The sequence below is a fragment of the Streptomyces sp. NPDC006655 genome (genome assembly GCF_040703965.1).
Taxonomy (GTDB): Bacteria; Actinomycetota; Actinomycetes; order Streptomycetales; family Streptomycetaceae; genus Streptomyces.
In genome coordinates this window covers 1-11,114 of record NZ_JBEYJU010000165.1, presented here as the reverse complement: position 1 = coordinate 11,114, position 11,114 = coordinate 1, and the positions used below count along the sequence as shown (strand labels likewise).

At 68.7% G+C, this 11,114-nt stretch carries 9 protein-coding genes and 3 pseudogenes; 9 read left to right on the top strand and 3 right to left on the bottom strand.

Annotation, left to right across the window (positions count from 1 at the left end):
- The 3 genes and pseudogenes from AB0958_RS42770 to AB0958_RS42760 form a co-directional block, all read left to right on the top strand.
- Window positions 1–102, top strand: a pseudogene (locus AB0958_RS42770) (DUF4440 domain-containing protein); the annotation flags it as partial.
- 35 nt (window positions 103–137) lie between these two features.
- Window positions 138–518: a nuclear transport factor 2 family protein gene (locus tag AB0958_RS42765; RefSeq protein ID WP_366895899.1), complete on the top strand. Its 381-nt coding sequence runs from the start codon at window positions 138–140 to the stop codon at window positions 516–518.
- A gap of 69 nt (window positions 519–587) precedes the next feature.
- Window positions 588–1,739: an ABC transporter substrate-binding protein gene (locus AB0958_RS42760; RefSeq protein ID WP_366895898.1), complete on the top strand. Its 1,152-nt coding sequence runs from the start codon at window positions 588–590 to the stop codon at window positions 1,737–1,739.
- 180 nt (window positions 1,740–1,919) lie between these two features.
- Here the strand turns inward: AB0958_RS42760 and AB0958_RS42755 are convergent.
- Together AB0958_RS42755 and AB0958_RS42750 are read right to left on the bottom strand one after the other, a co-directional pair.
- Window positions 1,920–2,118: pseudogene (locus tag AB0958_RS42755) on the bottom strand (excisionase family DNA-binding protein).
- A gap of 202 nt (window positions 2,119–2,320) precedes the next feature.
- Window positions 2,321–4,588 (bottom strand): hypothetical protein, encoded by a 2,268-nt coding sequence (locus AB0958_RS42750; protein ID WP_366895897.1) that lies wholly within the window; start codon window positions 4,586–4,588, stop codon window positions 2,321–2,323.
- Window positions 4,589–4,687: 99 nt separating this feature from the next.
- Here AB0958_RS42750 and AB0958_RS42745 point away from each other — a divergent pair, with 99 nt between their 5' ends.
- From AB0958_RS42745 to AB0958_RS42725, 5 genes are all read left to right on the top strand, one after another.
- A complete protein-coding gene (locus tag AB0958_RS42745; RefSeq protein ID WP_366895896.1) occupies window positions 4,688–4,813 on the top strand; it encodes a hypothetical protein in 126 nt (41 codons plus the stop codon).
- Between the two features lie 366 nt (window positions 4,814–5,179).
- On the top strand, window positions 5,180–7,996 hold the full coding sequence (locus AB0958_RS42740) for a PKD domain-containing protein (protein WP_366895895.1): 2,817 nt from the start codon (window positions 5,180–5,182) through the stop codon (window positions 7,994–7,996).
- 943 nt (window positions 7,997–8,939) lie between these two features.
- A complete protein-coding gene (locus AB0958_RS42735) occupies window positions 8,940–9,155 on the top strand; it encodes a type II toxin-antitoxin system VapB family antitoxin (protein WP_366895894.1) in 216 nt (71 codons plus the stop codon).
- A complete protein-coding gene (locus AB0958_RS42730) occupies window positions 9,152–9,574 on the top strand; it encodes a PIN domain nuclease (RefSeq protein WP_366895893.1) in 423 nt (140 codons plus the stop codon). Before AB0958_RS42735 ends, AB0958_RS42730 begins: the two co-directional genes overlap by 4 nt.
- Window positions 9,575–10,118: 544 nt before the next feature.
- Entirely contained in the window at window positions 10,119–10,517 is a 399-nt protein-coding gene (locus tag AB0958_RS42725) for a nuclear transport factor 2 family protein (RefSeq protein ID WP_366895892.1), read from the top strand.
- Between the two features lie 31 nt (window positions 10,518–10,548).
- On the opposite strand, the gene AB0958_RS42720 is transcribed toward AB0958_RS42725, so the two are convergent.
- Entirely contained in the window at window positions 10,549–10,710 is a 162-nt protein-coding gene (locus tag AB0958_RS42720) for a hypothetical protein (protein ID WP_366895891.1), read from the bottom strand.
- A 102-nt stretch (window positions 10,711–10,812) separates the two neighbouring features.
- Between AB0958_RS42720 and AB0958_RS42715 the strand changes: the two are divergent.
- A pseudogene (locus tag AB0958_RS42715) lies at window positions 10,813–11,019 on the top strand (alpha/beta fold hydrolase); the annotation flags it as partial.
- Between the last annotated feature and the right edge of the window lie 95 nt (window positions 11,020–11,114).

The window sequence follows — 11,114 nt, the reverse complement described above, 5'->3', positions numbered from 1 at the left end:
GACGTCCGCGTCGCCCACCACTTCACCGTCCGCGGCGGACTCATCGTCCGCTTCGAACAGTTCGCCGACACGGCGCCCGTCCGCGACGCCATGAACGACTGAGCCGTACCGCACCCACCGCGAGGCAGGAGACAGACATGTCCGCTGCGGACAACAAGGCGCTCGTGACCGCCTTCTACGAGCAGGCATTCAACGACTACCGGCCCGAGGCCGCCGCCACCGCACACCTCGGCGAGAGCTACACCCAGCACAACCCGGAGGCGCAGGACGGCCCGGGTGCCTTCGTCGGCTATGTGCACTGGCTGCGCGGGCAGTTCCCCGACCTGCGCCTGGACATCAAGCGCGTGATCGCCGAAGGGGACCTGGTGGTCACCCACAGCATCCTGCACCTCAAGCCCGGCGACCGGGGCATGGCCGTCGCGGACTTCTGGCGCGTCGCCGACGGAAAGATCGTCGAGCACTGGGACGTGATCCAGGAGGTGCCCGAGAAGAGCGCCAACGACAACACCATGTTCTGACCCCCACACACACAGCAGCAGCACACAGACAACCGAACAGAACAGAACGGACAGAGAGGCTCCCCCACCATGACCAGCCTTCCCAGCCGACGCCGCCTGCTTGCCACCGGAGCGGGCGCCGCTCTCGGTCTCGGTGTCGCCGCCGCCTCCGTCGCCCCCGCTCAGGCCGCCACCGGCCAAGCCTCCGCGGGCCGCGTGGCGACGGGCGGCGGCGAGGAGAAGCGGACTCTTGACGAGCTCTACCAGGCGGCCCTCTCGGAGGGCGGCAAACTCGTGCTCTACGCCGGTGGTGACATCTCCAGCCAGGCGGACGGAATCCGCAACGGCTTCAAGAGCCGGTTCCCGGGCATCGACCTGACAGTGGTCGTCGACTACAGCAAATACCACGACGTGCGCGTCGACAACCAGTTCGCGACCGACACCCTGATACCCGACGTCGTACAGCTCCAGACCGTGCAGGACTTCGTGCGCTGGAAGGAGCAGGGCCGCCTGCTCGCCTACAAGCCGGCCGGTTTCTCCAAGCTCTACGCTCCCTTCAAGGACCCGCACGGCGCGTGGGTCGCCGTCCAGGTCAGTGCTTTCAGCTACATGTACGGTCCCGCCGCGGTCGGCTCCGACATCCCCAGCGGTCCGCTCGACCTGGCCGACGCCCGCTGGAAGGGGAAGATCGCCTCCTCCTACCCGCACGACGACGACGCGGTCCTCTACCTCTACACCCTCTACGTGGAGAAGTACGGCTGGGACTGGCTCGCCCGACTGGCCACCCAGGACCTTCAGTTCGCCCGCGGCAGCTACACCCCGAGCGCGGCCGTCAGCAGCGGCCAGAAGGCCATCGGCATCGGCGGCTCCGGCGCGCCGCTGTCCACCGGGCCGGTCAAGTGGGTGCTGCCCGAGGAGGCACCGTTCATGTCCTGGGGACAGCGGGCCGCGATCCTCAAGCAGGCCGAGAACCCCACCGCCGCCAAGCTGTACCTGAACTGGCGGCTCTCCGTCGAGCAGCAGAAGGCCGCCACCAACGGCTGGTCGGTCCGCACCGACGTCACCCCGCCGACCGGGCTGAAGCCCGTCTGGGAGTACCCCAACGGCAACCTCGACGGCTTCCCTCGCTTCATGGCCGACCGCGCGGCGATCGAGCGCTGGAAGCAGACCTTCGCCCTGTACTTCGGTGAGGTGAAGGGCGACCTGAGCCCCGGCTGGCTCGGACTGCACCCCGGAGCCTGACCGCCGACCGGTGCCGCCCGGCCCCGCACTCCCGCGCGATGGGCCGGCGGCCCGACAACTGAATGTCTCGTCCCGCGCGACTGCGCTCACCGTCGGGGCCGACCTACTAAGCCGTCCAGCGGCCGAAGCGGTACTGACGGACCACGCCGAAGCGTCTGCGGTTGCCCTTCTTGTCGGCCATCAGGCAGCCCTCCGGACGCTGGTACGGCGAAGCCGGATCGGTTCGACGGTCCGGGCGCCGATGTACTCGTTGACCGCGCTCTCGGGGATGCGTACGTGCCGACCGACCTTCACGTACCGGATTCGCCGCTCCCCGATCAGCCGCCGGGGGAAAGCGGGTGGTCGTGCCGAGCAACTCGGCGACTTGGTCGACGGACAGGCAGCGGTCGGCCGGTGCCGGCGAAGACGCGGTGGGCGAGGACGTGCGTCGTGTCCGGCTGTGCGTGGTTGGCCGTCGCTCCCAGAGCGCCCGGAGGACGCCACGCCGTGACGCCGCTCCGCGACCAAGAGTGCACGAAGGGGCCGCCCGAAGGCCGGGCGGCCCCTTCGTCACCTCACGGTCCCACTGTCAGGATTGCGGCTCAGTTCCTGACGGTGAGGTACTGCCAGGCACCCCAGGTGCTGACATTGGTGTTGTCCTTGCTGCTGTGAACGTACTCAGCGGCCATGCGGAACTTGCCGTTGATCGCATTGCTCAGGCTCACCGATCCAGCGCCGGTGCTTGCGGAGTCCAGGGCGAAACAGGGCGAGGTGGTCAGCGTGTGCCAGGCGCCGCTGTAGTACTGCTGCACCCGGTAGTACGCGCACTGTCCGGCCTTGTTGGGCGTGACCGCGACGTTGAGCTGCTCCTTGGCCGTGTGGTGGTAGACCCGGTAAAGGGTGCTCCCGTAGTAGGTACTGGTGTAGTACCCGCTCAGCGTTTCGGCCATCTTGACGCGGTCGTACACGGTCCGGGCGGCAGCGGCGGGGGCGTAGCGGTAGTCACCGGCGAAGACCGCGCTGAAGACGGTGTTCCGGCTGAGCTTGTAGCTCGCCACCAGGTTCCCGTGGCTGTCCACAGTGCCGGTCTTGACCAGCGTCTTGGTGCCCCCGTAGGGCTGCGCGTAGATCGAGACGGTACGGCCGTTGTAGGTGGTGCCGAGATGCGCAGTGGCCGTGGCCGTCACGCCGTAGGAGTACGTCGAGGCGTTGGTGGTCACCGTCAGGGCCGAGGCCGTGCGCGAGACCTGGACGGTCGCCGATGCGGTGGAGCCCTTGTGGATGTCGTCGCCCGGGTAGCTCACCGTGTAGGTGTTGTTGCCGCCGATGGCCGGGGTGTCGTGAATGGTGAAGGTGCCGTCCTTGGCCACCGTGGCCGTGCCGATGGTGTAACCGGCGGAGTGGGAGAGGTCCTTCTTGGTGAGCTGGACCGTCTCGCCGGCGGTGTACGGGCCGTTGGCCAGCGTGCCGGTGAGGGTGAGCTGCGCCGTGCGGGTCGAGGTGGCCGGGGCGGTCAAGGTCATCGTGGAGGCCGGCTTGGCCACCTGGACGCTGTACGAGGCGTTCGCGGACAGGTGCTTGGAGTCGCCCACATACGAGACCCGGTAGGTGGTTGCCCCCTCGGTTGTCGGGGTGTCCGTGACGGTGAATCCGCCGTTGGCATCCGTGACGGCGTCCGGCAGAGCGATGCCGTCCGGGTTCGCCGAGTCGATCCGGGTCACCTTGACCTGCTGCCCAGCGGGAATCGGGTTCGCCGAGGTGAGCGATCCGGTCAGGCTGAGCTGCCGGGTCGGGACAGTCGTGGCCGGTCCAGCCAGAGTGAGCACGGAGGCGGTCGCCTCGGGGTTGGACAGGACGTGCAGGGTGGGGTTGGCGCCGTAGACGTCGGCCGTGACGGCGAAGAGCCGGCTTTCGTCCGGGGCCCAGGCAAGTCCGGAACTGGCCAGCGTGCCGCTGGATCCGAAGTCGTACGTGTTGATCGGGGACGACTGGTGGGCCTGGTAGACGTAGACGTCCTTGTCATAGGACGCGTAACTGCCCGCGGCGACAGCGCCGTCCGGCGCGATCGCCACCGAGTTCGGGTAAGCCGTGCTGGGGTAGGTGCCGTCTGCGGAGAGGTCGGAGAGCTTGAAGACCTGGTGGTAGTACGGCGCTCCGGTCGCCAGCACCACGTCCTGCCCGTCCGGCGTGATCTGCATGTCGCTCACGTCGGACGAGTCCTGCAGCCAACGGCGCACGCCGACAACGGGAGTGCCCGAGGACACGTCGTAGCGCGTCAGATAAGGCGGACTGGTGTCCTGGTCAGCGGCGAGGAGCATCCCCGGCGCCGAGGGGTCGGCGGCCAGCGTCGGCGCGCTGTACCACCCGTCGGCGGTGTTGAGGGTGACGCTCGCCGGGTTGCTACTGGTGTCGATCGACCCGATGTTCCCCTCGGCTGCTCCGCCGTAGCCGAACCAGACCTTGCCGCCCGTGTAGGCGACGCTCCGAGGCTCGCTGCCGGCGCCGGTGCTGTAGCGGTGGGCCTCGTTCAGCGATGTGGTGTCGATGGCCGAGATGGCGTCGCCGTTGTAGAGCGCTGCGTAGACGGTGCTGCCGTCGGGGGACAGAGCCAGGCCGACCGCCCCGGGCTCGTTGTCGATGGTGCGGACAGTGACGCCGTCGTAGTCGGTCACCAGGATGGTGCTGTTACCGACCCCACTGCTGAAGAACAGGTGCTGGTGAGCCGGGTCGACCAGCATGTGCGAGTAGTGGGGCAGCGACAGTGGCACTGCAGTATCGGCCCAGGCATTGCTGCTGAGACCGACAACGCTGGTGGTCAGCCCGGCGAGGAGGGATATCGCCGCCGTGAGCGAGACCTTCTTGAGGCGCATGAAGCTCCCTGCGAAGTAAACGGGAACAAGCATCCGGACGATAGCGCACGCTGTGGGACCGGTCTCCTTCCGCCAGGCAAGCCGGCGGGTGCATTGACCATGGCCTGGCAGCAGAGGAGTTGCGGATTCCAGGACCCGGACACGAACTCCTTCCATCGGTACGCCTACGGCTCGGTGGACGAGTGGATGTATACGAACGGCGCCGGTATCTCGGCGGGGCGGTGACCTTCCCGCGCGCCACGTTCACCTCGGTCCACGGTCCGTCTCCGCCCGGTCGCGGCGGCAGGCCGGCCGTTCAGGCTGGTCTGCTCGCTGCCGCCCAACATGACCGCCGAGGTGGTCTCGGTGGGTCGTGCGGAGGTGCTGCAGGAAGGGGTCCGCTACGGTGCCTTGTGGGTCTTGATCGTGGTGCCGAGGGAACGATCTTCAAAGCCTGTCAATGCGCTGGTCTGCATGGCTCCCGCTGCAGCAAAATTCCGTGCAAAGTTTCGAATTTTCGACGGACTTGGGTCGTTCGTCGACGTCCGTCGTCCCCAACCTGACCTACTGTCCCGTCAGTTCCAGCGCGAAGGTCCGGAGGGGGACGTATTCATGGGGCGGAGACCAGCGCTGGTGGCCCTCGCGGTTCTGCTCATCGGCTGTCCCTCGGCGGGCGTCGCCCATGCGGACACCGTCACGGGCGCGACCTTCTACGTCAACGACGAGGCCGCCGGGTGCACCGACACCGGTCCCGGTTCGGCGGTGGAACCCTTCTGCCAGATCCAGCCGGCCGCGGACGCCGCGGCGCCCGGGGACACCGTGCGCATCGCGGGCAACAGCACGTCCTACGCGCCCGTGATCATCAGGTCCACGGGTACCGCGGACGCACCCGTCACCTTCTCCGCCGCAACCGGCGACGGCTCGCTCGTCACCGTCGCAGGCCCGCACCCGGCCACGGCGATCACCTTCTCCGGTGCCCGGTACGTCGACATGACCGGGATCCGCACCAGGGCCGCCGGGGCGACCGCCCTGGCCGTCGAGGCCTCGCAGCACATCACCTACCGCTCCGCCTCCGCACAGAGCAACCTCGCCGACGGCACCGCGGTGATCGCGATCGACGGGTCCTCCTCCGACATCTCCCTCACCCGCCTGAAGGTCGACCAGTACTCCGGGCCGGACGTCAGCAGCGCGGCCGGAGCGCGGAACATCACGCTGGCCGGCGACATCTTCGACGTCGGCGGTGTCTCGGCCGTGGGCACCACGGGCATCGACTTCGCGGGCGACACGTTCCGGACGGTGTGTGGCGCGATCAGTCTGACCGACGGCAGTTCCGGGTCGGTGGAGAACAGCGTCGCCCTGCCCTACTCCACGACGCCCTGCTCCGCCACCACGGCCGAGCTCACGGTGGACGCCACCTCCGCCCCTCAGGTCACCGCGGACTACAACGCGCTCAACCCGCCGTCCACCGGGACGAACTACAACTGGGCCGGCACCGCCTACACCACCGCCCAGGCGTTCCGGGCGGGCACCGGCCAGGGCGCCCATGACCTGGACCAGACGGATCTGACGATCCCCGCGGGTGGGCTACCCGCGGAGCACTCACCACTCATCGACTCGGCCGACTCCGACGCCCCAGGCGAACTGTCCACGGACGTCGACGGCCGTCCCCGGGTCGACGACCCCCTGGTCGCCGACACCGGTGCCGGTCACGACGACCGGGGCGCCACGGAGTTCCAGGACCCGTTCACGGTGAGCGGGCTCACCGTGGGCTACGGGTACGTCGGCGTTCCGGCCACCGCCGTGGCACGGCTGAGCAACCCGTGGTCGGACTCGCTCGACGGCCTCACCTACACCTTCGACTTCGCGGACGGTACGACCGTCACCTCCACCACCGGCTCGGCCACCCACACCTACAGCCAGGCCACGTCGAGCACAGGTATCCAGGCCTCGGTGGTGGTGAACAGGGCCGACGGCACGCGGGTCGGTGTGGCCGACTACTGGGAACGGGTCGATCCGGTCCCGGACCTCACCCCGACGATCGGCTGCGGTACCGGCCCCTCGCTGCCGGACGCCGCAGGCTGCACGTACGACACCGGCTTCGACCCCTACCCGATCACCAGTGACCGGATCACCTTCGGCGACGGCTCCGCGGCGCTCTCCGTCACCACCTCCAGCGATGTGGTGCGGCACACGTACAAGGTGCCCGGCACCTACACGGTCACGCAGACGGTCACCGACTCCGACGGGCGCACCGCCACCGCGACCGACCCGGTCACGGTCGGCGCGGCCTTCGTCGCCCACGGTCCCGTACGACTGCTGGACACCCGGTACGGGACGGGCGCGCCCAAGCGGGCCGTCGGCGACGGCGGTGTGGTCCGCCTGAAGATCCTCGGCGTGGGCGGCGTCCCGGCGTCCGGGGTGACGGCGGTGACCCTGAACGTCACCGACACGGGCGCCACGGCGTCCAGTTACGTGTCGGTCTACCCGGACGGCGCCGCCCGCCCGAACGCCTCGAACCTCAACTTCCAGGCCGGGCAGGCCAACCCGAACCTGGTCACCGTCCGGGCGGGCGCCGACGGCTACGTCGACCTCTACAACGCGCACGGCAAGGTGAACCTCATCGCGGACGTGGAGGGCTACTACACCACCGCCAAGCCCAGCACCGACGACGAGTCCATGGCCGGCCTTGCCACGGTGCCCCCGACCCGGGTGCTGGACACCCGCAACGGCACCGGGGCGGCCAAGGGCTCGGTCGGGCCGCGCACCACCACGACCTTCACCCTGCCGAAGTACGCCCGGGGCGTGGCGACCGTCGGCGCCGTCCTCGACGTCACCGTGACCGGGGGCACCAGCAGCGGCTACGTCACCGTGGACTGCGGCGGCCCCGCCCAGCCGACCGCGTCCAGTCTCAACTACCGGGCCGGACAGACCGCTTCGAACCTGACCGTCCCCTGTGTGAGCGCCGGCAAGGTCCACGTCTACAACAGCGCCGGGCACGTCCAGCTGATCGCCGACCTCCAAGGGCTGTACACCAACGAACTGGCGGACGGGACCGACGACCCGGTCGCCCCCCAGGGCGGGCCGTTCCTGGCGACCGCGCCCACCCGTTTCCTCGACACCCGCACGGGCCTGGGCGCGTCCGCGAAGCCGCTCGGCGCGAACGGCACCCTCACCGTGAAGCTCAGCAAGGTCCCGGCGGGAGCCACCGCCGTACTGGTCAACCTCACGGGCGTCGCCCCGACCGCCGACACCCACCTGACCGCCTACGGCGACGGCACCCTGCCGACCACGTCGAACGACAACCTCACCGCGGGCCAGACCCGCCCGGTTCTTGCCGTGGTCCCGGTCGGGACCGACGGCTCCATCCGCATCCACAACGCGCTCGGCTCGGTCGATGTCGTCGCCGACCTGGAGGGCTACTACGGCTGAGGCAAAAGCCCCCAGCCCGAAGTCCGCGAGGACACGGCCCCTTGCCTGGGGGCCTGCCCGCGACATCATCCGCGAGCGGCGGGTCCAGGACCCGCCGCTCGACGCTGCCCGCACGCGCCTCTCCACGCCTTCACCCGGCGCCCCCCGAGAGGTCCCGCATGGGCAGACGCACGCTCGTACTTGGCGCCACCGCCACCGCCACCGACACCGACGAGGGAACGGCATCCCGTGCACTCGCGACGGCGCGCTTCAACCGGCAGAGGAGTCCTGCCCTCCAGCACAGGGAAGCGACACCACAGACACGTTGCGCGGCTCCGTGCCCATAGCGTGCCCTCGAGGGCGGACAATCACGGTCACCAACGGTGCGATCTCGCGCCATCGGGTGCTGTTCATAGCCGCATACGCGCAGGTCAGAGGTCGTCACTGCGACGGCCACCGTGATCCATCTGCGTATCCTGCACGACAACACTCTCGATCCCCACCCTCTGACGCATTCGAGACGGCGAGGCCCTCTCCGGAACGCACGCCCGGCCGTCCGTCCTTATATCCACCGCTCGGCACGGACGCACAGCAATTACTAGAAGCAGGCGTGGGACTTCGACACCAAGTGCAACCGGGGAGTGAGGACTTGGCCTCTTCCTGCCGTCGGTCCGGTCCGGACAAGGGCGTCCGTCTGCGGGCTGTCCCCGGCAGGCGAGCCGCCGGCCGCCGTCGATGTTCCGGTGCTGCTCCAGGGCCGTCCGCGCCTGGCTGCGGGAGCGGGGAGCCAGGCGTAACGCAGTGCTCCAGGCCGCTACTGAGCGGCGTGACCACCCGCCTCGCCGACTTCGCGCAGGCGATCACCATCAGCCTGCAGTGAGGCATCGATTCCCTGCACCCCGCCCTCGCGCCGCTCCATCGAGATATAATAGATGGCGTCAATGATATCTATGGAGGTGCACGTATGAGCCGAACAGTGATCGACCTCGATGATCAGCTTGTCGCCGACGTGGCCAAGGCCCTCGGTACCAGCACCAAGAAGGAGACGGTGAACACCGCGCTGCGCGAGGTGCTGGAGAACCGGCGGCGCGCTCTGGCGCTCACCCGCCTGCGGGCGTCGGCGGAAGAGGGCGCCTTCGACCTCGCCCTCTTCGAGGACAAGGGGAACTACCGCCGGTGAACGCCGCGCAATACCTGATCGACACCAGTGCGCTCGTCCGCATGCTGCGCGGCGACGCCGAACAGTACGGATGGGATCAGGCGGCAGCCGCCGGGCTCATCGCCACCTGCTCCATCACCGAGCTGGAGTTCTTCTACAGCGCGCGTTCCGCTGCCGACCGCGCACAAGGCATCGAAGACATGCGCCTGCTCTTCGGCTGGGTGCCGGTCGACGACCGCGCCTACGACCGCGCCTGGCGGGTCCAGGAGGCCCTCACCCAGCGCGGGCAGCACCGCAGTGCCGGCGCCATCGATTTGGTGGTAGCCGCCACGGCCGAGTTGCAGGGGCTTACTCTGCTGCACCGTGACCGAGACTTCGAGTGCATCGGCGCCGTCACCGGCCAGGCCCTCCAGTGGTACGGACCCAAAGCCGGCAAATGAACCAAGGGCGAGCGTCGGCCGTTCCGCGAAAGCCGCGACCGTCGACCTTGCAGCGCAGAGCGGGCTTCGCTCAAGCTCTGTGCACGCGCGACGGCGTTCCCCGCCGTGACGTCCGACCGAGCCCGGCGCAACATCGTGCCCGTCTGGGACCGCGCTCGGCCCACCAGTCTTCGCGCCCCGTGCCCAGAGCGTGCCCGTAAGAGTGGCCAACCACGGTCAACAGCGGCACGATCCGACCCGCACGACCGCCCGAGCAAAAGTTATCTGCGCACGTCAGAGCCGTATGGCCCGCCCATGCGCCGTCGCTTCCCAAGCTGAGAGCGCGAGTTCGATTCTCGTCACCCGCTCCATGGTGCCCCCCCAGGTCAGAGACCCGGGGGGTTTCTTGTCGTCCAGACCGGTGTACGGGCCGCGCACACAGCAATCAGCCGCTTGCTGTCAGAGAAGGGCGTACCCGAGGGACGGCGGTGTTCAGATCGGCTGGGGTTGGGAAGGCGCGGTTGGCAAGGGTCATGCGCCGCAGTCCCATCAGGAAGTCCGCACCATGGCAGACAACGCACAAGCGACAGCCGTCCCGGGCTGGGTCCTGAAGTTCATGGATGCCATCGACACCCTGGAGTTCGGCAAGGGCTTCGCACCACTGACCGACAACACCGACATGTACTTCGGCACCGCGCACATCCACGGCGTCGAAGCCATCAAGGAGTTCTTCGTCAAGATCGATGCGCCGCTGGTCATCAGCCATGAGGTACTGGAGTTCTGGACGGCGGGCGACGGCGTCCGTCTGCTGCGCGGTGAGGCGGTCATGGCCAAGAAGAGCGAACCGGAGCGGGTGGTGCGCGCCCCCTTCATGCACATCTTCTACCTCGACCAGGAAGAGCCGGTGCGCATCCGGACGATCCGGGTCACCGCGGGCCCGCTGCAGACCGACGCCGTGATGTGACCCGGCTCAGGGCGACAAGGCCTCCGCGAGGTCACGGCTTGCCGGTCACCGCGCAGAATGCGTCGATGTCGCGGGTGCGGCCCGCGTCGGCGGGGTCGGGACGCCGACGCGTGAGGGGAACGACGCCGGGTTCGAGCAGTGCCAGGCCGTTGACCAGTGGCCTGCTGTTGAGCAGGCCCAGCGGCGCGTCCATCGGATGCCGCTCCCTCTGGACCGAATCATTTGACGGGCTGACCCACACCCGTGCTTGCAGGGCAAGGAACCAACCAGCGTACGCATTTCAAAGGGGTCGGACATGAACTCGGTGCACCACCGGACCGCCACTGTGGACGGCCATGAGATCTTCTACCGCGAAGCCGGCCCCGCCGACGCCCCCGTGATCGTCCTGCTGCACGGCTATCCGACCAGCTAGTTCATGTTCCGCGAACTCATCCCGCTGCTGGCCGACGGCTACCACGTCATCGCGCCGGACCACCTCGGCTTCGGTCACTCCGACGCCCCCCCCCGTTATGTTTTCCGCGGTCCTGCAAGAGGGCCGCTGGCTTCCGGGCCCGGCATGACTTTTGCCCCCTGTCGAACGGATGACCTGGGGGGTGG